Here is a 22,292-nt window from a genome sequence, read left to right as displayed (position 1 = left end):
GGGGAGGGTATTTCGATGCCGATCAATATCACGATGCCCGCCCTCTCTCCGACCATGGAAGAAGGCAATCTTTCCAAGTGGCTGGTCAAGGAAGGCGATACGGTCAAGTCTGGCGATGTGATCGCCGAGATCGAGACCGACAAGGCGACCATGGAAGTCGAAGCCGTCGATGAGGGCACGGTCGCCAAGCTCGTCGTTGCCGCCGGCACCGAAGGCGTCAAGGTCAACGCGCTGATCGCCGTTCTCGCCGCCGATGGCGAGGATCTCGCCGCTGCCGCAAGCGGCGCGGGCTCGGCGGCTCCGGCCAAGGCAGAGGCCGCACCTGCGCCGAAGGCCGAGGCAGTGCCGGCGAAGGCTGAGGCCGCTCCTGCAGCGGCACCGGCGCCTGCCGCAGCACCCGCGGCGGTGTCATCAAGTGGCAACCGCACCTTTTCTTCGCCGCTCGCCCGCCGCCTGGCCAAGGAAGCCGGTATCGATCTTTCTGCTGTCGCAGGCTCAGGCCCGTATGGCCGCGTCGTCAAGAGCGATGTCGAAGCCGCCGTTGCCGGCGGCGGCAAGGCTGCCCCCGCAGCGGCCGCTGCTGCTTCCGCTCCGCAGGCCGCAGCCGCTCCGGCCGCCGCAGCGCCGAAGGGTGCCTCCGATGACGCCGTGCTCAAGCTCTTCGAGCCGGGCTCCTATGAGCTTGTGCCGCATGACGGCATGCGCAAGACGATTGCCCGGCGCCTGGTCGAATCCAAGCAGACGATCCCGCATTTCTACGTCAGCGTCGATTGCGAACTCGATGCTCTGATGGCGCTTCGTGCTCAGCTGAACGACGCGGCGCCGCGCAAGGACAATGCCCCGGCCTACAAGCTCTCGGTCAACGACATGGTCATCAAGGCCATGGCGCTGGCGCTGCGCGACGTTCCGGATGCCAATGTGTCGTGGACCGACAGCAACATGGTCAAGCACAAGCACGCCGATGTCGGCGTCGCCGTGTCGATCCCCGGCGGCCTGATCACGCCGATCATTCGCAAGGCCGAGCAGAAGACCCTGTCTGTTATCTCCAACGAGATGCGTGATCTCGGCAAGCGCGCCAAGGACCGAAAACTGAAGCCCGAGGAATATCAGGGCGGCACCAGCTCGGTCTCGAACATGGGCATGATGGGCGTGAAGAACTTCGCAGCCGTCGTCAACCCGCCGCATGCGACCATCCTCGCGGTCGGCGCCGGCGAACAGCGGGTCGTTGTCAAGAACGGCGAAATGGCCATCGCGACGGTTATGTCGGTCACGCTCTCGACCGACCATCGTTGCGTCGACGGCGCGCTCGGCGCCGAACTGCTCCAGGCCTTCAAGGGCTACATCGAAAACCCGATGGGCATGCTTGTCTGATAGCGGAGCGGAGGCGGAAATGACCAAGACCGTTCTTTGCTATGGCGACTCGCTGACCTGGGGTTATGACGCCGAGACGATCGGCCGTCATGACTACAATAACCGCTGGCCGAGCGTGCTTCAGGCAGCGCTCGGCAGCGAGGCGCGTGTCATCGCCGAGGGGTTGAACGGTCGCACGACCGCTTTCGACGACCACCTTGCGGATTGCGACCGCAACGGCGCGCGCGTCCTGCCGACGATCCTGCAGACGCATGCGCCGCTTGACCTCGTCATTCTTCTGCTCGGCACCAACGACATGAAGCCGGTCGTAGCCGGCTCCGCCTTTGCCGCCTGCCAGGGCATCAGCCGGCTGGTGCGGCTGATCCGCAATCATGCCTGGCCCTTCGAATTCGACGGGCCGGAGATCCTGATCGTGGCGCCGCCGGCGATCTGCGCGACGGGAAACGTGCCCTTCGCCGCATCCTTTCCCGGCGGCACCGAAGAATCGGCCAAGCTCGCAACTCTTTATCGCGATCTTGCCGACGAACTCGGCTGCGGCTTTTTCGACGGCAATTCCGTCGCCAAGACCACGCCGATCGACGGCATTCACCTCGATGCAGAAAATACTCGTGCACTCGGGCGCGGGCTGGAATCGATCGTGCGGATGATGCTGGGGATCTGAGAATGACCGCCTTCGTCGGGCTGCGGCAGGCCTCACGGCGGGATGCCTCGGAGCTGGCGATCCTGGCGGATATCGCATCGCACGGTTTTGCCTCCTGGCTCTGGTTCGCCGATGTGGCGAACGGCGTCAGCGACACGCCGCTGGAGCGGGGCAGGCTGAAGATGAGCGAGGAGGAGGCTGTCGGCGGCTGGCGGGATGCCGTCATCGCCGAGGCCTATGGCGAGGTCGCCGGCTTGGCGATCGGCCATGCGCTAGATGAGGGGATAGGTGATATCGAGGCGACGATCCCGGCGACCGCGCCGATGCTCGCCTTGCAGAAAACGGTTGTGGGGAGTTGGTTCATCGGCAGTCTCGGCGTGTACCGCCATATGCGCGGCATTGGCATTGGGCGAAGGCTGCTGGACGATCAGATCGAAAGGGCGGATTACCGCCCCGTCAGTCTCATTACCGCAAGTGATAACGAGGCGGCTCTGTCGCTTTATGGAAGAAACGGATTCGTAGAGGCTGCGCGCGCCGATGCCGTGCCGCTCTTCGAAAACAGCAAGAGACACGCGTGGGTGCTCATGACCCGCAGCGCAGCGTAACAAAAGGGCAGGAAACACATGGCTGAATCCTACGACGTCATCATCATCGGCTCCGGTCCCGGCGGCTATGTCGCCGCCATCCGCGCAGCCCAGCTCGGGCTCAAGACGGCGATCGTCGAGCGCGAGCATATGGGCGGCATCTGCCTGAACTGGGGCTGCATACCGACGAAGGCGCTGCTGCGCTCGGCCGAGGTGCTCGACCATGCCAACCACTTCAAGGATTTCGGCCTGGTTCTCGACGGCACGGTCAAGCCAGACGCCAAGGCCGTCGTTGGCCGCTCGCGCGCCGTCTCCGCCCGCTTGAATGCCGGCGTCGGCTTCCTGATGAAGAAGAACAAGATCGACATCATCTGGGGCGAAGCAAAAATCACCAAGCCCGGCGAGATCGTCGTTGGCAAATCGTCGAAGCCTGTGGTCGAGCCGCAGCATCCGCTGCCGAAGAACGTCAAGGGTGAGGGCACCTATAGCGCCAAGCACATCATCCTCGCGACCGGCGCCCGCCCGCGTGCGCTGCCCGGCATCGAGCCCGACGGCAAGCTGATCTGGACCTATTTCGAGGCGCTGAAGCCGGATGCGCTGCCGAAGTCGCTGATCGTCATGGGCTCGGGTGCGATCGGCATCGAATTCGCAAGCTTCTATCGCTCGATGGGCGTCGACGTCACGGTCGTCGAAGTCATGCCGACCATCATGCCGGTCGAGGATGCCGAAATCACCGCCATCGCCCGCAAGCAGCTGGAAAAGCGCGGCCTCAAGATCTTCACCAGCGCCAAGGTGACCAAGGTCGAGAAGGGTGCGGGAAGCATCACCGCCCATGTCGAGACTGCAGACGGGAAGGTGCAGCAGATCACTGCTGATCGGATGATTTCGGCCGTCGGCGTTCAGGGCAACATCGAGAACCTCGGTCTCGAGGCGCTCGGCATCAAGACTGATCGCGGCTGCGTTGTCGCCGATGGTTACGGCAAGACCAATGTCGCGGGCATCTATGCGATCGGCGACGTTGCCGGCCCGCCGATGCTGGCCCACAAGGCCGAACATGAGGGCGTCGTCTGTGTCGAAAAGATCGCCGGCCTGCCGAATGTTCATCCCACCGACAAGGGCAAGGTCCCGGGCTGCACCTATTGCAATCCGCAGGTCGCCTCCGTCGGTCTTACCGAAGCCAAGGCCAAGGAGCTGGGCCGCGATATCCGTGTTGGCCGCTTCTCCTTCGCGGCGAACGGCAAGGCGATCGCGCTCGGCGAAGACCAGGGCATGGTCAAGGTGATCTTCGACAAGAAGACCGGCGAACTGCTCGGCGCCCATATGGTCGGCGCCGAAGTGACGGAGCTCATCCAGGGCTTCGTCGTCGCGATGAACCTCGAAACAACCGAGGAAGAGCTGATGCACACCATCTTCCCGCATCCGACCGTTTCGGAAACGATGAAGGAAGCGGTGCTCGATGCCTATGGCCGCGTGCTGAACGCTTGATAATTTCCAAGGCTGCCCGCTATCCCGAGGCGGCCAATCCGTCCTCCGGGATGGGCTAGGCCGGGGGCTGGAAGAAACGAAAGGAAATCATCATGTCTATGGAGACGCAGGCGTTGCTGGTGTTTTTGCTGATCGGTCTGGTTGCGGGATTCCTGGCAAGTCTGGTCGTCGGTGGCGGCGGCCTGATCAGATGCCTGCTGAGCGGCATCATCGGCGCCTTCGTTGGCGGATATCTGTTCAGCGCGCTCGGCATTTCGCTGGGCATTGAAAATGCGCTGGTCGTGCAGATCATCCACGCGACCGTCGGCGCGATCATCGTGGTTCTGGTCGCAAGGGCGGTCGCTTAGCGCAGTTTGAGGGCGAGACAGGCATGGAAGGCGTGGGCTGGATTTCGGCAATTATCATCGGCGGGCTCGCAGGCTGGCTCGCCGGCAAGCTGATGGATGCGCGATACGGGGTTTTCCTGAACATCGTGCTCGGCATCGTCGGCTCGGTCGTTGCCACCGCGATCCTCGCCCAGTTTCACGTTCAACTGGCTGGCGGGCGACTCGGTTATTTCGTGACGGGTTTCCTTGGCGCCTGCCTGCTGATATTCCTTGCGCGGCTGGTGCGGCGCTAGGTCCTGATGATTTGCCGCACAGGGGCGATAGAAAGCTGAAATTGCAATGGTGACCATCCTCGACACGATCAATCCCGACGCCAAGCGCGTGCGACATCCCGAGAAGGCGCATCGGCCGGATACGGAGGTCATGCGCAAGCCGGACTGGATCCGCGTCAAGGCGCCGACCTCCAAGGGATATGCCGAGACGCGCGCGATCGTGAAGGAGCACAAGCTCGTCACCGTCTGCGAGGAGGCCGGCTGCCCGAATATCGGCGAGTGCTGGGACAAGAAGCACGCCACCTTCATGATCATGGGCGAGATCTGTACCCGCGCCTGCGCCTTCTGCAATGTCGCCACCGGCAAGCCGAACGCGCTCGACATGGCCGAGCCGGAGAATGTCGCCAAGGCGGTCAGGGAGATGGGCCTCAGCCACGTCGTCATCACCTCGGTCGATCGCGACGATCTCGAGGACGGCGGCGCCGAACACTTCGAAAAGGTGATCTGGGCAATTCGCTCCGCCTCGCCGGCAACGACGATCGAGATCCTGACGCCTGACTTCCTGAAGAAGCCGGGTGCCTTGGAGCGCGTGGTTGCCGCCAAGCCCGACGTCTTCAACCACAATATGGAAACGGTTGCCGGCAATTATCTGACGGTTCGCCCCGGCGCCCGCTATTTCCATTCCATCCGCCTGCTGCAGCGGGTGAAGGAACTCGATCCTACCATGTTCACCAAGTCGGGCATCATGGTCGGGCTCGGCGAGGAGCGCAATGAAGTGCTGCAGCTGATGGACGACCTGCGCACTGCCGATGTCGACTTCCTGACGATCGGCCAGTACCTTCAGCCGACCCGCAAGCATCACAAGGTCGAAAGCTTCGTTACGCCCGAAGAATTCAAGTCCTACGAAACCGTCGCCTACAGCAAAGGCTTCCTGATGGTCGCCTCCAGCCCACTGACCCGCTCCTCACACCATGCCGGCGATGATTTCACAAGGCTGCGGGCAGCGCGGGAAAAGAAGCTGCTGCTGGCAGCCGAGTAAGGTTTGGAGTGCTTGTTTTGTCGGACTGCTGATAAAGCGGCTAACCACGCTGCGGCTGCTCGGCTCGTCTCTCTGCTGCCCCATTCGCGCCGATGGCTGCCCCTCACCCTAACCCTCTCCCCGTAAAAGCGGGGCGAGGGGAAGTGCCGTGCGAGAGGCTAGCGAGGGGCGGAGAGGTCGCGACATATTCCCTTCGCCCCGTTTACGGGGAGAAGGTGCCGGCAGGCGGATGAGGGGCAGGCAGCGGCGATCTCCTTGGCCGAGGTGTCGCATTTGAGGCGACGATGAATGTCATATCCGGATCAATCAACGCTGGCCGATGCCGATCGTATCCTGGTGATCGGCTGCCCCGGCAGCGGCAAAAGCACGCTTGCAAAACAGCTCTCGCAAGCGCTCGACCTTCGCTACATCTCGATGGATCGCGACTTCTACTGGCTGCCGGGTTGGAGAAAGAGGCCGCGCAACGAGATTAACCGCCTTATCGGCGATGCCGTGGCGGCAGAACGCTGGATCATGGATGGAACCGGCCTCAATTCCTTTCATCTTCGCCTGCCGCGTGCCGAGGCCGTCGTTTGGCTTCGTCTGCCAAGATATGCATGCCTGTGGGGGATGATATCGAGAGCGTTCCGCCATCTCGGACGAAATCGCCCGGAATTGCCGGCCGGCTGTCCTGAACGCATTTCGCTGGAGGCGCTTGTCTATGTATGGAATTTCGAACGGAATGCCGCACCCTCGATCGAAGCAACGCTCCGGAAACATGGGCTTATAAAATCCACCGTTATCATAAGATCGCGCAAAGAAGCCCGTAAGTTCGTTGCTCTGTGTGCTTAGGAGTACGGTCGCGAAGGCACCGGCGGGCAACGGAGTTATCCGATGGACCAGAGAGCAGAGTTGCCGCTGTGTCAGCAGATCATCGACATAAAACACGCGGCGGAACATATCCGAACGGCCCGGCGCATTCTCGTTGTCGGCTGCTCGGGCGGCGGCAAATCCACGCTGTCGCTAAAAATTGCCCGGTACTGCGGGCTCCCTTACATATCTCTCGACCGCGACGTTTATTGGCTTCCCGGCTGGGTGACGCGCGACAGGGCGGAGCAGCGACGTATCATCGCCACCCGAATCCTCGAAGAACGCTGGATCATGGACGGGACCAATCCGTCCTCGTTGGACATTCGGATGCCGCGGACCGATTTCGTCATCTGGGTCCGCATGCCGCGGCTGCTCTGCATCGGCGGTGTGATCAGCCGATGGGCGAAATGGATCGGCCGCACCCGCCCGGAAATGGCCTCGGGCTGTACGGAGAAGATCGATCTGGAGTTCCTCCGCTTCATCTGGACCTTCGAGCAGAAATTTGCGCCGCGTATCGCGGCCGGCATCGCCGAACATGGTCCCGATGTGCCCGTTGTCCAGCTAAAATCCCGCCGCCACATGCGCGAGCTCCTTGATCTTCTGGACCGGCCCGCTTAAGTGCCGCCTATGCCGCAATTCGAAACGCACCGTTCCGTCCCGCACACGCCCGACCAGATGTTCGATCTCGTTGCCGATGTCGAGCGTTATCCCGAATTCCTGCCGCTCTGCGAAGCGCTTGTTGTCCGGAGCCGCAAGGAGCGCGACGGCAAGGTCCTGCTCGTCGCCGACATGACCGTCGGTTATAAGGCGATCCGCGAGACCTTCACGACCCAGGTACTGTTGAACCGGGCCGAGCGGGTCATCGAGGTCAAATATATCGACGGGCCGTTCAAATATCTCGATAATCGCTGGCATTTCGCCGAAACGCCGACCGGCGGCTGCACCATCAATTTTTTCATCGATTACGAGTTCAAGAGCCGCATTCTCGGCGCGCTGATGGGCTCGATGTTCGACCGCGCCTTCCGCATGTTCACCGAGGCCTTCGAGACGAGGGCGCACAGGATCTACGCGACGGCGTGACGAACGATTACGGCCGGCGGCAGTCGGCCATTAGCGAATGCACCATCTCCAGCGCGGTCTTGACCGTTGCCAGGCGCACCGCGCCGCGGCCGATATCGCCGTAAAGCATCTTTCGGTGGATGAGTGCGCCGGCGCGCGATTTGGCGGCGAGATGCACGAGCCCGACCGGTTTTTCCGGCGACCCACCGCCGGGGCCGGCAATGCCGGTGACGGCGACGGCGATTTCGGCGCGCGAGCGGAAGAGGGCGCCATGCGCCATCTGCCGGGCGGTCTCTTCGGAAACCGCGCCGAAGCCGAGCAGCGTTTGCTCCTGCACTCCGAGCATCTCCATCTTCGCCGCGTTCGTATAGGTGACGAAGCCACGGTCAACGACGGCGGACGAGCCCGATATTTCGGTCAGCGCCCCGGCGATCAACCCGCCGGTGCAGGATTCGGCCGTCGAGATCATCAGCCCGGCGGCGGTAAATTCGCGGATGATCGCCTCTGCCGCCGATTGGATATCCTGGGGAAACAGGCCCATTATTTCCTCCAGCGATAGACGACGGTCGCTGTGGCGATCGCCGCGATGCCTTCGCGCCGGCCGACGAAGCCGATCTTCTCATTGGTCGTCGCTTTGACCGAGCATCGTTCAATATCGATACCGAGATATTCCGACAGTCTTGCCCGCATGGCCGCGCGATGCGGGCCGACCTTCGGCGCCTCGGCGATCAGCGAGACATCGGCATTCATGATCGTGCCGCCGCGTTCGCGCACGATGCGGGCGGCATGCTCGATGAAGATCTTCGAGGCCGCCCCCTTCCATTGTGGGTCGGAGGGCGGGAAATGATCGCCGATATCGCCGGCGCCGCAGGTGGCAAGCAGCGCGTCCGTCAGTGCATGCAGCGCGACGTCGGCATCGGAATGGCCTTTGAGCTTCTGATCGTGCGGAATGAACACGCCGCAGAGTGTCACGCCGTCGCCCGGTTCCAGCTGGTGCACGTCATAACCGTTGCCGGTGCGTACGTCGGGAAGTAGCGAGGCCGACAGTTTGTCGTCAGCCATGGCGATATCGCTCTTGACCGTCAGCTTGACGTTGTCGGGCATGCCCTCGACGATCGTCACCGGAATGCCCGCCCACTCGGCGATCGAGGCGTCGTCGGTAAAATCGCTTCGCCCGCTCGCCGCTGCCTTCTCATGCGCCTCGACGATCGCTGTGAAGGCGAAGGATTGCGGCGTCTGCGCCGCATAGAGTTGCTCGCGCGAAACTGTCGTCAATACAGTGCCGGCGCTGTCGGCGCGTTTCAGTGTGTCGATGACCGGCATGGCCGGCAGCACCGCCTGCGCGCCGTTCGCAAGCACCTCGGCAATGCGGTCGAGAAGCCCATGGTCGAAGAAGGGCCGCACCGCATCGTGGATCAGCACGTGGCTGACATTCTTGTCCTTAAGGTATCGAAGGCCGGCAAGCACGGACTGCTGCCTTGTCGCGCCGCCATGCACCGTTTGGATCGGCGTCGCCGAGATGATGTGATGAGACGCCTTGGCAAACAATGCCTCGTCATCGGGATGAATGACGACGACGATCTCGGTTGCCGCTTCCCATGTCATGAAGTTTTCAAGCGTATGGACGATAACCGGCTTGCCGCCGATCAGGCGATATTGCTTGGGGCCTTCCTGGGAGGATCCGGCGCGCTCGCCGCGGCCGGCGGCAACGATCACAATGCCAGCCGATATCGGTTGCTTGGACGGCATTTGCAGCATAAATCCCCTAAACCATGCGGAATTGACCGGAGTGCTCTAACCTCTTGCTCTGGCCTTTTCCAGCATCTGCCCGAAAAATATCAATTCCGATCCGATCCCCCTTGGCAAAGGCACGGATCTATGGCTAAAAATAATGCAGTTCCATGGTGTGCCTGAAAGATAATCATTTGATTTGCAAGAATCTCGCAGCGCCTTTCCGAGTCGGACCCGTGTCCGTGCGGAACCGCGTTGTGCTGGCGCCTATGTCCGGCGTGACGGACATGCCCTTCCGTCAGCTCGCCTGGCGCTTCGGCGCCGGCCTCGTCGTCACCGAGATGGTGGCGAGCCGCGAGCTGGTCAACGACACGGCCGAATCCTGGTCGCGGCTGAAGGCTGCCGGCTTCCGGCCGCATATGGTGCAGCTCGCCGGGCGCGAGGCGCACTGGATGGCGGAAGCGGCGAAGATCGCCGCCGATCATGGCGCCGATATCATCGACATCAACATGGGCTGTCCGGCAAAGAAGGTGATCGGCGGTTATTCCGGCTCGGCGCTGATGCGCGATCCCGATCATGCGCTCAGCCTGATCGAGGCGACGGTCAGGGCCGTCGACATTCCGGTGACGCTGAAGATGCGCCTCGGCTGGGATGAGAACTCCATCAACGCGCCTGAGATCGCGCGCCGCGCCGAGGCGGCCGGCATCCAGCTCGTGACCATCCATGGCCGCACCCGCATGCAGTTTTATGAGGGCCGTGCCGATTGGGATGCGATCCGCGCCGTCCGTGATGTGATCTCGGTTCCGCTGATCGCCAATGGCGACGTCGAGACCGCCGACGATGCGCAGGAAATCCTGCGCCGCTCTGGCGCCGATGCCGTCATGATCGGCCGGGGCTGCCAGGGCAGGCCGTGGCATGCCGGCGTGCTCGCCGGGGCGGTCGAGCCGCGACGCGAGGACATTGCCGATATCGCCGTCGAACATTACCGAATGATGCTCGATTTCTATGGCGAGGCAGTGGCGATCCGCCATGCCCGCAAGCATCTCGGCTGGTATCTCGAGCGGTTTGCCCCCGCACTCGCCGGCGGCGAGAAGGCTGAGATCATGACCTCGCGCGACCCGAGCGAGGTGGCTGCGCGGCTTCACGATGCACTTGACACAGCGGTTGTCGACAGCCGGGAGGCGGCATGACGAAGGATACGACATCTCCGCCCGACCACGCCGGCGGAACCGTTGCCATGGCCGTGCTGAACGCCATCCAGAACCCGGTCATCATGGTCGATGAATCCGGTTTCGTCGCCTTCGCCAATTGGGAAGCGGAAGCTTTCTTCGGCGCCAGCGCCTCGCATCTGGCGCGTTACCGAATCTCGACCTTCATCCCCTTCGGCAGTCCGCTGCTGGCGCTCATCGACCAGGTGCGCGAGCGCAAGGCGCCGGTCAACGAATACCGTGTCGACCTGAGCTCGCCGCGGCTTGGCCAGGACAAGCTCGTCGATCTCTATGTCGCTCCGGTGCTGAGCGAAACCGGCGCCGTCGTCATCGTCTTCCAAGAACGATCGATGGCCGACAAGATCGACCGGCAGCTGACGCATCGCGCCGCGGCCCGATCGGTCACCGGTCTCGCCTCGATGCTGGCGCATGAGATCAAGAACCCGCTCTCCGGTATCCGGGGTGCTGCGCAGTTGCTCGAACAGTCCGCGGTCGACGATGACCGGGCGTTGACCCGGCTGATCTGCGACGAAACCGACCGCATCGTATCGCTGGTCGATCGAATGGAAGTCTTTTCCGATGAACGGCCGGTCGACCGCATGCCGGTCAACATCCATTCCGTGCTCGATCACGTGAAGGCGGTCGCCAAGGCGGGCTTTGCCCGCAACATCCGCATCACCGAGAGTTACGACCCGTCGTTGCCGGCGGTTTATGCCAATCGGGATCAGCTCGTTCAGGTCTTTCTCAACCTGGTGAAGAACGCCGCCGAAGCCGTGGGCGATCGGCCAGACGGCGAGATCATGCTGACGACGGCCTATCGCCCCGGCATCCGTCTGTCGGTCGCCGGCACGCGTGAAAAGATCTCGCTGCCGCTGGAGTTCTGCGTCCACGACAATGGCCCCGGCGTGCCCACCGACCTGTTGCCGCATCTCTTCGATCCCTTCATCACCACCAAGACGAACGGCAGCGGCCTCGGCCTCGCATTGGTCGCCAAGATCATCGGCGATCACGGCGGCATCATTGAATGCGACAGCCAGAACAGCCGCACGACTTTCCGCGTTCTCATGCCGGCGTCGAAGGACGCCTCGCTCGAGGATGCTTCTTCCGCAAGCTCGACAGGACCTTCTCGATGACAGCCACGATCCTCGTTGCAGATGATGATGCGGCCATCCGCACCGTGCTCAACCAGGCCTTGAGCCGCGCCGGTTATGACGTTCGCATCACCTCCAACGCTGCTACCCTCTGGCGCTGGATTTCAGCGGGCGAGGGCGATCTCGTCGTCACCGACGTGGTGATGCCCGATGAGAACGCCTTCGATCTGCTGCCGCGCATCAAGAAGGCCCGCCCCGACCTGCCGGTTCTCGTCATGAGCGCCCAGAACACCTTCATGACCGCCATCAAGGCCTCGGAGAAGGGCGCTTACGACTATCTGCCGAAGCCATTCGACCTGACCGAGCTGATCGGCATCATCGGCCGGGCGCTGGCCGAGCCGAAGCGCAAGCCCGCCAAGCTCGAAGAGGACATGCAGGACGGCATGCCGCTCGTCGGCCGCTCGGCGGCGATGCAGGAAATTTACCGTGTGCTCGCCCGCCTGATGCAGACCGACCTGACGCTGATGATCACCGGCGAATCCGGCACCGGCAAGGAGCTCGTCGCCCGCGCCCTGCACGATTACGGCAAGCGCCGCAACGGCCCCTTCGTCGCGATCAACATGGCCGCGATCCCACGCGATCTGATCGAGTCGGAACTCTTCGGTCACGAGAAGGGCGCGTTCACCGGCGCGCAGACCCGCTCGACCGGCCGCTTCGAGCAGGCCGAAGGCGGCACGCTCTTCCTCGACGAGATCGGCGATATGCCGATGGACGCCCAGACGCGGCTTCTGCGGGTGTTGCAGCAAGGCGAATACACTACCGTCGGCGGCCGCACGCCGATCCGCACCGACGTGCGCATCGTCGCCGCCACCAACAAGGATCTGAAGCAGGCGATCAACCAGGGGCTCTTCCGCGAGGATCTCTACTATCGCCTCAACGTCGTGCCGCTGCGCCTGCCGCCGCTGCGCGACCGCGCCGAGGACATTCCCGATCTCGTGCGCCATTTCATCCAGCAGGCGGAAAAGGAAGGCCTCGGCTCCAAACGCTTCGACCAGGAGGCCTTGGAGCTGATGAAGGCCTATGCCTGGCCGGGCAATGTGCGCGAGCTGGAGAACCTCATTCGCCGGCTGATGGCGCTCTATCCGCAGGATGTCATCACCCGAGAGATTATCGATGCCGAGCTGCGCTCCGATGTGCCCGACAGCCCGATCGACAAGGGGCCGATCCGCAGCGGGTCGATGACGATCGCCCAGGCGGTCGAGGAGAACATGCGCAGCTATTTCGCAAGCTTCGGCGAAAACCTGCCGCCGCCAGGCCTCTATGACCGCGTGCTGACCGAATTGGAATATCCGCTGATTCTCGCGGCGCTCACGGCAACGCGCGGCAATCAGATCAAGGCGGCCGATCTTCTCGGCCTCAACCGCAACACTTTGCGCAAGAAGATCAGGGAACTCGGCGTCTCTGTTTACAGAAGCTCCCGCACCGCCTGAAAAACGGCGGTGGGCTCCTCGTTTGCCCACCGCCACCTCCTCCCAGGATCCGCCGCCACGGTCGGGAACAAAATCAAATCTATCCGAGCCCGATTGCGGTTTGTATCTGCGTCCGCAAACAAAAGTGCAGTGTCATCCGATGGTCACATAGTATTTGGGAGCTATTGTTTGCCATCGGGCAAATGTCATTGAAGTTGCTGTGGTCGTCGTCGCCGCGCCTGTGGATAGGCTGTGGATAACTGGTGGATAACGGGGTCGATCGGCGGGCGGCAGTGTCGCAAACTGCGCGCGCATGTTGCCTATCCGTTCCGAATCTCGTCATCTGCCGTTGCTGCTGTCTACTTCCGCCGCAACTGTCGTCGACAGCACGCCATGGGCGCTCCGACCGATGTCGTGGAGCGCCCTTTTCTATGCGGTCGGGACCGGCGGGACTGCGACATCATGTTTCATAACGGTCAATTTGGCGGGCTGCGCCTCGCATATCGCTGTCGACGCCATAGATTAGGCGGATCGGTCGCCGATCGATCGTGTGGTGCCGGCCTCGGTGAACGGTCGGCCAATGTTCAATTTCCGGGAGCTGCGTGATGGAATATCGTCGTTTGGGAAAGTCGGGCTTGCAGGTGAGTGAGTTCTCCTTCGGCTCATGGGTCACTTTCGGCAAGCAGGTGAACGGCGGCGACGCTGTCGATCTCATGCGGCTTGCCTACAACAACGGGGTGAACTTCTTCGACAATGCCGAGGGCTATGAAAGCGGCAAATCCGAAATCGTCATGGGCGAGGCGCTGAAGTCCCTGGGCTGGAGCCGCGACAGCTTTATCGTCTCGAGCAAGGTTTTCTGGGGCGGCCAGAAGCCGACGCAGCGCGGTCTGTCGCGCAAGCATGTGACCGATGCCTGCCATGCGGCACTGAAGCGGCTTCAGGTCGATTACCTCGACCTCTATTTCTGCCACCGGCCGGATATCGACACGCCGATCGAGGAAACGGTGCGGGCGATGCACGATCTCGTCTCGCAGGGTAAGGTGCTCTATTGGGGAACCTCCGAATGGTCCGCCCAGCAGTTGACCGAAGCCTACGCCGTTGCCCGCGACCTGCGCATCACACCGCCGACCATGGAACAGCCGCAGTACAACATCTTCGAACGCCAGAAGGTCGAGGCTGATTACCTCCCGCTTTACGACCTGATCGGCCTTGGCACGACGATCTGGTCGCCGCTCGCCTCCGGCGTCCTGACCGGCAAGTACAATAACGGCGTGCCCGCTGACAGCCGCATGAACCTGCCCGGCTACGAATGGCTGAAGGAAAAATGGTCGAGCGATGCCGGCCGCGCCCAGCTCCAACAAGTCGGCGAACTGGCACGGCTCGCAGACGAGATCGGCCTGTCGATCACCCATCTCGCCCTTCTGTGGTGCCTCGCCAATCGCAACGTCTCCACAGTCATTCTCGGCGCTTCGCGCGCGAGCCAGCTGCAGGACAATCTCGCGGCGCTCTCACATCGGCACAAGATGACATCGGAGGTGCTGGAGCGGATTGACGGGATCGTCGGCAACAAACCCGAAGGACCGCGTCGCTTCTAGGCATGTCACCAAAACTGTGGCGCTGCGGGCGCCCGCGCGGCTTGACAATGTGACGGCCGGCGTTGCACTTTCGCCACAATGCGTTGCTTAAAGGTCACGCAAGGGTTTTGGACATTTCGCTCCCGATCGAGTCGTTTCGACGCTGGCTTTCCTGAGCCGGCGTTCTTTGGCTTCGATCGGATGGCGGGACGGCGGCGGGCCGTCTGAAGAGAGGCCGAATGACGCAGGATGGGGTAGCGCCGGCGGCGGGCGAGGCGGTGACGACAGTGACCGATCGCCGCGCCCTTTTCGCCGTGCCGGGCCTCGTGCTCGCCGGCGGCGCGCTTCTCTGCGCCACGGTGACACTCTTCGTGCTGCTCGGGCTGACGCCGATCGCGCCGACGTCGCATGTCGTCATCACTTCGGTGATCGTCAATTCTTTCTTCGTCCTGACGCTGCTGGCGCTCATCGCCCGCGAGGTGGCAAGGCTGCTCAAGGCGCGTACACGGGGCAGGGCGGCCGCACGCCTGCACATCCGCATCGTCGTGCTCTTCTCGATTGTTGCGATCACGCCGGCGATTCTCGTCGCCATCTTTGCCAGCATCACGCTGAATGCCGGCCTCGACCGCTGGTTTGCGTTGCGCACCCAGTCGATCGTCAGCTCGTCGCGCAATATCGGCCAGGCCTATATGCTGGAGAACGCCAGCTATCTGCAGGGGCAGACGGTCTCCATGGCCAACGACCTGGAGCGCAACCGCGCCCTCTACAGCCTCGACCGCACGGGTTTTGCCGAACTGATGACGCGACAGGCGAGGGGGCGCGGCTTGCTCGGCGCCTTTCTCGTCGAACGCGACGGCTCGGTGGTCGTCCAGGCCGATATCACCACGGAAAAACCGCTGCCGGCGATTCCGCAGGACGCGCTGGAAAAGGCGGCGGCCGGCCAGCCGACGCTGATCCCGCCCGGTGTCACCAACCTGGTCGGCGCCATCATCAAGCTCGACGCCATCCAGGGCACCTTCCTCTATACGGTGCGGGCCGTCGATCCCAAGGTCATGGGCGCCATGCGCATGATGGAGGAGAACGCCACCGAATACCGTTCTATGGAGGCCAACCGCTTCTCGCTGCAGATTGCCTTCGCAGTGCTCTATATCGGTTTCGCGCTGATCGTGCTCTTGGCAGCGATCTGGACGGCGATCGCCGTTGCCGACCGCATCGTCCGGCCGATCCGCCTGCTGATCACGGCGGCCGACAGCGTCGCATCGGGTAATATGGATATCGTCGTGCCGGTCCATGCCGTCGACGGCGACGTCGCCAATCTCTCGCGCACCTTCAACAAGATGATCTCGGAAATCCGCACTCAGCGCGACGAGATCCTCGAGGCCAAGGACGAAGTCGATGACCGCCGGCGCTTCATCGAGGCGGTGCTGTCGGGCGTTACCGCAGCCGTTATCGGCGTCGAGCAGGATCGCCGGATCGCCATCGTCAACAGCTCGGCCGAGACGCTGATGGCGCTTCCGGCCGACGAGATGCTTGGCAAGCAGCTGGCCGATATCGCGCCCGAGGTCGATCAGGTGCTGACCGAAGCGGCGGTGCGTCATCGCGGCGATTTCCGAAAGCAGATCGCGCTGGTGCGCGGCGGCACGGTGAGGACGCTGAGCGTGCAGGTCACCCGCGAGGAAGTCCGCGACATGAGCGAATCCTATGTGATTACGCTCGACGACATCACCGACCTCGTCATTGCCCAGCGCTCGACAGCCTGGGGTGATGTGGCAAGGCGCATTGCCCACGAGATCAAGAACCCGCTGACGCCGATCCAGCTGTCCGCCGAGCGCATCCAGCGCCGCTACGGCAAGCAGATCAACCAGGACGACCGAACCGTATTCGACCAGTGCACGGATACGATCATCCGTCAGGTCGGCGATATCGGCCGCATGGTCGACGAATTCTCCGCCTTCGCCCGCATGCCGAAACCGACCAAGGAGCCGAGCGACCTGCGTGATATCCTGCGGGACGTCATCTTCCTGCGCGAAATGGGCAATCATCACGTTACCTTCCAGCAGGATTTCGGCGATCAGCCGCTGGAAGGCCTGTTCGACAGTCGCATGCTCGGCCAGGCTTTCGGAAATCTGATCAAGAATGCCGTCGAAGCGATCGAAGCCGTTCCGAGTGAGGAACGCGACGAACGCAAGATTCTCGTTCGCGCCGCCTTCGATGCCGGCCGCGACCGATTCACCGTCGACGTGATCGACAACGGCCGTGGTCTGCCGGTGGAGAACCGCCACAGCATTCTGGAACCCTACATGACGATGCGCGAGAAGGGCACGGGCCTTGGGCTCGCCATCGTCAAGAAGATCATCGAGGAACATGGCGGGCAGCTCGAGCTGCATGATGCGCCCGCCGATTTCGACCGGGGAAGAGGGGCAATGATCCGCGTGCATCTGCCACGGCGGGATCCGACGCCCGCTGCCCCCGCCGCCAATGACAAGGAAAGCGTTTATGGCCTCTGATATTCTCGTCGTCGACGACGAGCACGATATTCGCGAGATCGTTTCCGGCATTCTCTCCGACGAGGGACACGAGACGCGAACGGCTCACGACAGCGACAGCGCGCTGGCGGCGATCTCCGATCGCGTGCCGCGGCTGATCTTCCTCGATATCTGGATGCAGGGCAGCAAGCTCGATGGCCTGTCGCTGCTGGATGAGATCAAGACCCGCCATCCCGACCTGCCGGTCGTGATGATCTCGGGCCACGGCAACATCGAGACCGCCGTCTCGGCGATCAAGCGCGGCGCTTTCGATTTCATCGAGAAGCCCTTCAAGGCCGACCGGCTGATCCTGATCGCCGAACGCGCGCTGGAAAATTCAAAGCTCAAGCGCGAGGTTTCCGAGTTGAAGCGGCGCACCGGCGATGCCCTGGAGCTGATCGGCACTTCGGTTGCCGTGTCGCAGCTGCGCCAGACGATCGAGAAGGTGTCGCCGACCAACAGCCGCATCATGATTCTCGGTGCATCCGGCTCCGGCAAGGAGCTGGTGGCGCGGATGATCCACAAGAAGTCGGCCCGCGCCAATGGCCCCTTCGTGGCGCTGAATGCCGCCAACATTACGCCCGATCGGATGGAGGTAGCGCTCTTCGGCACCGAGGGCACGCCTGGCCAGGCGCGCAAGATCGGCGCACTCGAGGAAGCGCATCGCGGCATCCTCTATCTCGACGAGGTCGGCGAGATGCCGCGCGAGACGCAGAACAAGATCCTGCGCGTGCTGGTCGATCAGCAGTTCGAGCGGGTCGGTGGTTCCAAGCGCGTCAAGGTCGATGTCCGCATCATTTCCTCGACCGCCTATAATCTCGAGAGCCGCATCGCCGAAGGTTGGTTCCGCGAGGATCTCTATCATCGCCTTGCCGTCGTGCCGGTGCGTGTGCCGCAGCTTGCCGAGCGCCGCGAGGACATTCCCTTCCTCGTCGATCAGCTCATGCGCCAGATTTCCGAACAGGCCGGCATTCGTCCGCGCCGTATCGGCGACGATGCCATGGCCGTGCTGCAGGCCCATGACTGGCCGGGCAATATCCGCCAGCTGCGCAACAATATCGAGCGGCTGATGATCCTTGCCCGCACCGACGGGCCGGACACGGCGATCACCGCCGACATGCTGCCGACCGACCTTGGCGACATGCTGCCGAAGGTTTCGGCCAAGAACGATTACCACATCATGACGCTGCCGCTGCGCGAAGCCCGCGAGATGTTCGAGAAGGATTATCTGATCGCCCAGATCAACCGCTTCGGCGGCAATATCTCGCGCACCGCCGAATTCGTCGGCATGGAGCGTTCGGCGCTGCACCGCAAGCTGAAGTCGCTCGGCGTCTGATCCTTCCGGCGGGGCCATTGCCGCGCCGCATCCCTCTATCGCCTCCCGAAGACCAGGTTTCCCATGCCGAGAATTGCCTATGTGAACGGCCGTTACGTCAAGCATTCCGATGCCAGCGTGCATATCGAGGACCGCGGCTACCAGTTCGCCGACGGAGTCTATGAGGTCTGCGAGGTGCGCCACGGCTATATCGTCGACCTCACGCGCCACCTGAACCGTCTCGGCCGTTCGCTCGGTGAGCTCAGCATCGTCTGGCCGATGAGCCGGGCGGCGCTGACGCAGGTCATTCGTCAGACGCTGCGCCGCAACCATGTGCGCAACGGGCTCTTCTACCTGCAGGTGACGCGCGGCGTTGCCCGCCGTGACCATGTCTTCCCGGCTGAGGGCACGCCCCCCTCGCTTGTGATAACCGCGAAGAGCACCGATCCGAAGATCATCGCCGCCAAGAATGCGAATGGCATCAAGGCGATCACCGTTATCGACAACCGCTGGGACCGCGTCGACATCAAGTCGGTCGGCCTGTTGCCGAACGCCATGGCCCGCCAGCAGGCCAAGGAAGCCGGCGCCCAGGAGGCGATCTATGTCGATGGCGACGGCATGGTGAAGGAAGGGGCGGCGACCAATGTCTGGATCGTTGATTCGGAGGGAACGCTGGTGACGCGGCCGGCCGAACACGGCATTCTGCGCGGCATTACCCGCACCACATTGATCGATGTCGCAGCCAGGCTGGGCTTGAAGATCGCCGAGCGGAACTTCTCCGTTTCAGAAATGCTCGCAGCCCGCGAGGTCTTCCTCACCGCGGCCACAAGCATTTGTTTTCCGGTGGTTTCCGTCGATGGCCGGGCCATTGCCAACGGTCACCCAGGCAGCCTCTCGCAGAAAGTCCGCGAAGCCTTTTTCGACGTTGCGGAAAAGATTGCGATTTGATACCAAGATTTGCTGGACCGGCGGAATGAGGGTGCTGCCGCTCTTGCGTGGAGAGATTGATTGATATTCTACCGGCCAGCTCAGGTCGGCAATAAAGAAAGAAGCGGCGCGATGGCGGAACGTTCTCAGAATCTGCAGGACTTATTTCTCAATACTGTTCGCAAGCAAAAGATTTCCCTGACAATCTTTTTGATCAACGGCGTGAAACTCACGGGCGTTGTTACCTCCTTCGACAATTTCTGTGTTCTTCTTCGCCGTGACGGCCACTCGCAGCTGGTGTATAAGCATGCGATCTCGACGATCATGCCGGGCCAGCCGATGCAGATGTTCGAGAATGAAGAAGCCGCGTCCTAACAGGATCAGCCGTCATTTCGACACGCGATACCAAGAACGATTCGATCATCCCTGAGGCCGCCAAGCACAGGGACGATATGCGCGCGACCGTCGTCGTGCCGGTTCTGAAATCGCGCAGCCGCGGCGGCCAGACCGAATCGGCCTCGACCCGCACCCCGGAAAGCCGGCTCGAAGAGGCGACGGGCCTTGCCCAGGCGATCGACCTCGATGTCGTCAACGGATCGATCGTTCCGGTCAACGATCCGAGACCGGCGACGCTGCTCGGCACCGGCAAGATCGAGGAGATCAAGGCGCTGCTCGACGAGCGCGATTCCGGTCTCGTCATCGTCGACCATCCGCTGACGCCGGTGCAGCAGCGCAATCTCGAAAAGGAATGGAACGCCAAGGTCATCGACCGGACGGGCCTGATCCTCGAAATCTTCGGCCGCCGCGCCTCCACCAAGGAGGGCACGCTGCAGGTCGATCTGGCGCATCTGAACTACCAAAAGGGCCGGCTGGTCCGCAGCTGGACCCACCTTGAACGCCAGCGCGGCGGCGGCGGTTTCATGGGCGGCCCCGGCGAAACCCAGATCGAAGCCGACCGGCGGCTCCTGCAGGATCGCATCATCAAGCTCGAACGCGAGCTGGAGCAGGTCGTGCGCACCCGCCAGCTCCACCGCGCCAAGCGCCGTAAGGTGCCGCATCCGATCGTCGCGCTTGTCGGCTACACCAATGCCGGCAAATCGACGCTGTTCAACCGCATCACCGGCGCCGGCGTGCTGGCTGAAGACATGCTCTTTGCCACGCTCGACCCGACGCTGCGCCGCATGAAGCTGCCGCACGGACGTACCGTCATCCTGTCCGACACGGTCGGCTTCATCTCGGACCTGCCCACCCATCTCGTCGCCGCCTTCCGCGCCACCTTGGAAGAGGTGCTGGAAGCCGATCTCATCCTGCATGTCCGCGACATGTCCGATCCCGACAATCAGGCGCAGAGCTCCGACGTGATGCGCATCCTCGGCGACCTCGGCATCGACGAGGCCGAAGCGGAGAAGCGGCTGATCGAGGTCTGGAACAAGATCGACCGGTTGGAGCCTGAGGTCCACGACACGATGGTGCAGAGGGTGGCGGGCGTCAGTAACGTCGTCGCCGTCTCGGCCGTCAGCGGCGAGGGCGTCAATACGCTGATGGATGAGATCAGCCGCAGGCTTTCCGGCGTGATGACCGAAACGACGATCCGCCTTCCCGTCGACAAGCTGGCGCTGCTGCCCTGGCTCTACGACCACGCGATCGTCGACGGCCGCGAGGATAATGAGGATGGCTCGATCACGCTCGACCTGCGCCTGTCGGAAACCGAAGCCGCCGAACTCGAACGCCGCATCGGCAATGGCCCGAAGGCTGCGAAAGAGGATTGGGAGCGGTAGGGCGCGCGTTTGGTGCTACGGCGCTGACGGCGGTGGGTTATCTCAGGCGATTTTAGCCCCACCCTCCGTCATGCTCGGCCTTGAGCCGAGCATCCCCACCGCATCCACCAATAGTCGTGGCATGGATCCTCGGCTCAAGGCCGAGGATGACGGAGAGTGGGGATAGCTCCTTGCCAAGCCCGGCCTGACCTACCCAGCCACGAGTGCTCTTTCAATCGCCTTGGCCGCCTGCCAGATTTCCTCCATCCGCTCGAGCGTCGCATCCTCCAGCGTCTCACCTTCCGCTTCAAGAACCTGTTCTATATGATTGAAGCGGCGCCGGAATTTCGTATTCGTTCCCCGTAATGCCTGTTCCGGATCGGCCTTTACATGCCGGCCGATGTTGACGACGGCGAAGATCAAATCGCCGAGTTCGTCGCTGACCTTCGCCCGGTCTCCGTCCCGAAGTGCGGCCCGCAATTCGCCGATTTCTTCCTCGATCTTGTCGAGGATCGGCTCGGGCGCCGACCAGTCGAAGCCGACCTTGGCGGCGCGTTCCTGCAGCTTCAGCGCCTCGGTCAAAGCCGGAAAGCTGCGCTGCACCGAGCCAAGGAAGCCGCCCTTGAAATCCTCGGTGATCCCGCTCCTCGCCCGGCGCTCGGCGCGCTCGCGTTTTTCCGCCTGCTTGATCTCGTCCCATTGGATTTTCACCGCGTCGGGTGTGTCGGCGTCCGATCGGTCGAAGACATGCGGGTGGCGGCGGATCATCTTGGTGGTGATGGCGTTGACCACGTCGCCGAAGGAGAATTCGCCGGCCTCCTCGGCCATGCGGGCATGGAAGACCACCTGCAGTAGCAGGTCACCGAGTTCTTCGCAGAGGTCGTCCATGTCGCCGCGCTCGATCGCGTCGGAAACCTCGTAGGCCTCCTCGATCGTATAGGGCTTGATCGTCTGGAAATTCTGCTCGATGTCCCAGGGGCAGCCGGTTTCGGGATGGCGCAGCGCCGCCATGATCTCGATCAGCCGTGAAATGTCTTTGGAAGGTTCCATGATGCCTCGGTTCAGCGGCC

General features: G+C 62.7%; 21 protein-coding genes and 1 pseudogene. 19 read left to right on the top strand and 3 right to left on the bottom strand.

Going from position 1 to position 22,292, the window contains the following annotated elements:
• Positions 1 to 15: 15 nt before the first annotated feature.
• From GA0061105_RS03235 to GA0061105_RS03190, 10 genes and pseudogenes are all read left to right on the top strand, one after another.
• The gene (locus tag GA0061105_RS03235; RefSeq protein WP_092747949.1) at positions 16 to 1,371 is read left to right on the top strand and encodes a pyruvate dehydrogenase complex dihydrolipoamide acetyltransferase; all 1,356 of its coding nucleotides are present in this window, start codon (positions 16 to 18) and stop codon (positions 1,369 to 1,371) included.
• A 19-nt stretch (positions 1,372 to 1,390) separates the two neighbouring features.
• The gene (locus tag GA0061105_RS03230; RefSeq protein ID WP_064691499.1) at positions 1,391 to 2,032 is read left to right on the top strand and encodes an SGNH/GDSL hydrolase family protein; all 642 of its coding nucleotides are present in this window, start codon (positions 1,391 to 1,393) and stop codon (positions 2,030 to 2,032) included.
• 2 nt (positions 2,033 to 2,034) lie between these two features.
• Complete coding sequence (locus GA0061105_RS03225; protein ID WP_092747947.1) at positions 2,035 to 2,616, top strand: GNAT family N-acetyltransferase; 582 nt, start codon at positions 2,035 to 2,037, stop codon at positions 2,614 to 2,616.
• Between the two features lie 18 nt (positions 2,617 to 2,634).
• A complete protein-coding gene (gene lpdA, locus GA0061105_RS03220) occupies positions 2,635 to 4,080 on the top strand; it encodes a dihydrolipoyl dehydrogenase (protein WP_092747945.1) in 1,446 nt (481 codons plus the stop codon).
• Positions 4,081 to 4,172: 92 nt separating this feature from the next.
• Positions 4,173 to 4,427, top strand: coding sequence for a GlsB/YeaQ/YmgE family stress response membrane protein (locus GA0061105_RS03215; protein WP_011425215.1), 255 nt, complete (start codon positions 4,173 to 4,175; stop codon positions 4,425 to 4,427).
• 23 nt (positions 4,428 to 4,450) lie between these two features.
• Complete coding sequence (locus tag GA0061105_RS03210; RefSeq protein WP_064691502.1) at positions 4,451 to 4,699, top strand: GlsB/YeaQ/YmgE family stress response membrane protein; 249 nt, start codon at positions 4,451 to 4,453, stop codon at positions 4,697 to 4,699.
• Between the two features lie 46 nt (positions 4,700 to 4,745).
• Entirely contained in the window at positions 4,746 to 5,717 is a 972-nt protein-coding gene (lipA, locus tag GA0061105_RS03205; protein ID WP_092747943.1) for a lipoyl synthase, read from the top strand.
• Between the two features lie 284 nt (positions 5,718 to 6,001).
• A pseudogene (locus tag GA0061105_RS33220) lies at positions 6,002 to 6,548 on the top strand (AAA family ATPase).
• A 42-nt stretch (positions 6,549 to 6,590) separates the two neighbouring features.
• Entirely contained in the window at positions 6,591 to 7,184 is a 594-nt protein-coding gene (locus GA0061105_RS03195) for a P-loop NTPase family protein (RefSeq protein ID WP_092747941.1), read from the top strand.
• 9 nt (positions 7,185 to 7,193) lie between these two features.
• The gene (locus tag GA0061105_RS03190; protein WP_064691505.1) at positions 7,194 to 7,646 is read left to right on the top strand and encodes a type II toxin-antitoxin system RatA family toxin; all 453 of its coding nucleotides are present in this window, start codon (positions 7,194 to 7,196) and stop codon (positions 7,644 to 7,646) included.
• Positions 7,647 to 7,653: 7 nt separating this feature from the next.
• Here the strand turns inward: GA0061105_RS03190 and GA0061105_RS03185 are convergent, their stop codons facing one another.
• Both GA0061105_RS03185 and GA0061105_RS03180 read right to left on the bottom strand, forming a co-directional pair.
• On the bottom strand, positions 7,654 to 8,166 hold the full coding sequence (locus tag GA0061105_RS03185) for a CinA family protein (protein WP_092747939.1): 513 nt from the start codon (positions 8,164 to 8,166) through the stop codon (positions 7,654 to 7,656).
• Positions 8,166 to 9,383 (bottom strand): bifunctional 2-C-methyl-D-erythritol 4-phosphate cytidylyltransferase/2-C-methyl-D-erythritol 2,4-cyclodiphosphate synthase, encoded by a 1,218-nt coding sequence (locus GA0061105_RS03180; RefSeq protein WP_092747937.1) that lies wholly within the window; start codon positions 9,381 to 9,383, stop codon positions 8,166 to 8,168. Before GA0061105_RS03180 ends, GA0061105_RS03185 begins: the two co-directional genes overlap by 1 nt.
• Before the next feature lie 143 nt (positions 9,384 to 9,526).
• Here GA0061105_RS03180 and dusB point away from each other — a divergent pair, with 143 nt between their 5' ends.
• The 9 genes from dusB to hflX all read left to right on the top strand — a co-directional run bounded on the left by dusB (position 9,527) and on the right by hflX (position 21,243).
• Positions 9,527 to 10,546 (top strand): tRNA dihydrouridine synthase DusB, encoded by a 1,020-nt coding sequence (gene dusB, locus GA0061105_RS03175; RefSeq protein ID WP_092747935.1) that lies wholly within the window; start codon positions 9,527 to 9,529, stop codon positions 10,544 to 10,546.
• Positions 10,543 to 11,697 (top strand): two-component system sensor histidine kinase NtrB, encoded by a 1,155-nt coding sequence (locus tag GA0061105_RS03170; protein ID WP_064691509.1) that lies wholly within the window; start codon positions 10,543 to 10,545, stop codon positions 11,695 to 11,697. The genes dusB and GA0061105_RS03170 overlap by 4 nt, the downstream gene beginning before the upstream one ends.
• A complete protein-coding gene (ntrC, locus tag GA0061105_RS03165; protein WP_064691510.1) occupies positions 11,694 to 13,145 on the top strand; it encodes a nitrogen regulation protein NR(I) in 1,452 nt (483 codons plus the stop codon). Before GA0061105_RS03170 ends, ntrC begins: the two co-directional genes overlap by 4 nt.
• Positions 13,146 to 13,729: 584 nt before the next feature.
• On the top strand, positions 13,730 to 14,719 hold the full coding sequence (locus GA0061105_RS03155) for a potassium channel beta subunit family protein (RefSeq protein WP_092747933.1): 990 nt from the start codon (positions 13,730 to 13,732) through the stop codon (positions 14,717 to 14,719).
• 218 nt (positions 14,720 to 14,937) lie between these two features.
• Positions 14,938 to 17,205: a sensor histidine kinase NtrY-like gene (locus GA0061105_RS03150; protein ID WP_092747931.1), complete on the top strand. Its 2,268-nt coding sequence runs from the start codon at positions 14,938 to 14,940 to the stop codon at positions 17,203 to 17,205.
• A complete protein-coding gene (gene ntrX, locus GA0061105_RS03145; protein WP_064691513.1) occupies positions 17,195 to 18,559 on the top strand; it encodes a nitrogen assimilation response regulator NtrX in 1,365 nt (454 codons plus the stop codon). The genes GA0061105_RS03150 and ntrX overlap by 11 nt, the downstream gene beginning before the upstream one ends.
• A gap of 63 nt (positions 18,560 to 18,622) precedes the next feature.
• Entirely contained in the window at positions 18,623 to 19,486 is an 864-nt protein-coding gene (locus tag GA0061105_RS03140) for a D-amino-acid transaminase (RefSeq protein ID WP_092747929.1), read from the top strand.
• Positions 19,487 to 19,597: 111 nt separating this feature from the next.
• Complete coding sequence (gene hfq / locus GA0061105_RS03135; RefSeq protein WP_064692060.1) at positions 19,598 to 19,840, top strand: RNA chaperone Hfq; 243 nt, start codon at positions 19,598 to 19,600, stop codon at positions 19,838 to 19,840.
• Between the two features lie 77 nt (positions 19,841 to 19,917).
• The gene (hflX, locus tag GA0061105_RS03130) at positions 19,918 to 21,243 is read left to right on the top strand and encodes a GTPase HflX (RefSeq protein ID WP_092747927.1); all 1,326 of its coding nucleotides are present in this window, start codon (positions 19,918 to 19,920) and stop codon (positions 21,241 to 21,243) included.
• Between the two features lie 189 nt (positions 21,244 to 21,432).
• On the opposite strand, the gene mazG is transcribed toward hflX, so the two are convergent.
• The gene (gene mazG / locus GA0061105_RS03125; RefSeq protein WP_092747925.1) at positions 21,433 to 22,272 is read right to left on the bottom strand and encodes a nucleoside triphosphate pyrophosphohydrolase; all 840 of its coding nucleotides are present in this window, start codon (positions 22,270 to 22,272) and stop codon (positions 21,433 to 21,435) included.
• Positions 22,273 to 22,292: the final 20 nt, after the last annotated feature.

It is taken from the genome of Rhizobium aethiopicum (assembly GCF_900094625.1).
Lineage (GTDB): Bacteria > Pseudomonadota > Alphaproteobacteria > Rhizobiales > Rhizobiaceae > Rhizobium > Rhizobium aethiopicum.
Note: the sequence above shows the minus strand (reverse complement) of the source record. Positions and strands in the feature narration are given on the sequence as shown.

Bases quoted from the DNA above. Each gene is read 5' to 3' on its own strand.
- GA0061105_RS03235 (WP_092747949.1), top strand. From the start codon at position 16: ATGCCGATCAATATCACGATGCCCGCCCTCTCTCCGACCATGGAAGAA.
- GA0061105_RS03230 (WP_064691499.1), top strand. From the start codon at position 1,391: ATGACCAAGACCGTTCTTTGCTATGGCGACTCGCTGACCTGGGGTTAT.
- GA0061105_RS03225 (WP_092747947.1), top strand. From the start codon at position 2,035: ATGACCGCCTTCGTCGGGCTGCGGCAGGCCTCACGGCGGGATGCCTCG.
- lpdA (WP_092747945.1), top strand. From the start codon at position 2,635: ATGGCTGAATCCTACGACGTCATCATCATCGGCTCCGGTCCCGGCGGC.
- GA0061105_RS03215 (WP_011425215.1), top strand. From the start codon at position 4,173: ATGTCTATGGAGACGCAGGCGTTGCTGGTGTTTTTGCTGATCGGTCTG.
- GA0061105_RS03210 (WP_064691502.1), top strand. From the start codon at position 4,451: ATGGAAGGCGTGGGCTGGATTTCGGCAATTATCATCGGCGGGCTCGCA.
- lipA (WP_092747943.1), top strand. From the start codon at position 4,746: ATGGTGACCATCCTCGACACGATCAATCCCGACGCCAAGCGCGTGCGA.
- GA0061105_RS03195 (WP_092747941.1), top strand. From the start codon at position 6,591: ATGGACCAGAGAGCAGAGTTGCCGCTGTGTCAGCAGATCATCGACATA.
- GA0061105_RS03190 (WP_064691505.1), top strand. From the start codon at position 7,194: ATGCCGCAATTCGAAACGCACCGTTCCGTCCCGCACACGCCCGACCAG.
- GA0061105_RS03185 (WP_092747939.1), bottom strand. From the start codon at position 8,166: ATGGGCCTGTTTCCCCAGGATATCCAATCGGCGGCAGAGGCGATCATC.
- GA0061105_RS03180 (WP_092747937.1), bottom strand. From the start codon at position 9,383: ATGCTGCAAATGCCGTCCAAGCAACCGATATCGGCTGGCATTGTGATC.
- dusB (WP_092747935.1), top strand. From the start codon at position 9,527: ATGGTGTGCCTGAAAGATAATCATTTGATTTGCAAGAATCTCGCAGCG.
- GA0061105_RS03170 (WP_064691509.1), top strand. From the start codon at position 10,543: ATGACGAAGGATACGACATCTCCGCCCGACCACGCCGGCGGAACCGTT.
- ntrC (WP_064691510.1), top strand. From the start codon at position 11,694: ATGACAGCCACGATCCTCGTTGCAGATGATGATGCGGCCATCCGCACC.
- GA0061105_RS03155 (WP_092747933.1), top strand. From the start codon at position 13,730: ATGGAATATCGTCGTTTGGGAAAGTCGGGCTTGCAGGTGAGTGAGTTC.
- GA0061105_RS03150 (WP_092747931.1), top strand. From the start codon at position 14,938: ATGACGCAGGATGGGGTAGCGCCGGCGGCGGGCGAGGCGGTGACGACA.
- ntrX (WP_064691513.1), top strand. From the start codon at position 17,195: ATGGCCTCTGATATTCTCGTCGTCGACGACGAGCACGATATTCGCGAG.
- GA0061105_RS03140 (WP_092747929.1), top strand. From the start codon at position 18,623: ATGCCGAGAATTGCCTATGTGAACGGCCGTTACGTCAAGCATTCCGAT.
- hfq (WP_064692060.1), top strand. From the start codon at position 19,598: ATGGCGGAACGTTCTCAGAATCTGCAGGACTTATTTCTCAATACTGTT.
- hflX (WP_092747927.1), top strand. From the start codon at position 19,918: ATGCGCGCGACCGTCGTCGTGCCGGTTCTGAAATCGCGCAGCCGCGGC.
- mazG (WP_092747925.1), bottom strand. From the start codon at position 22,272: ATGGAACCTTCCAAAGACATTTCACGGCTGATCGAGATCATGGCGGCG.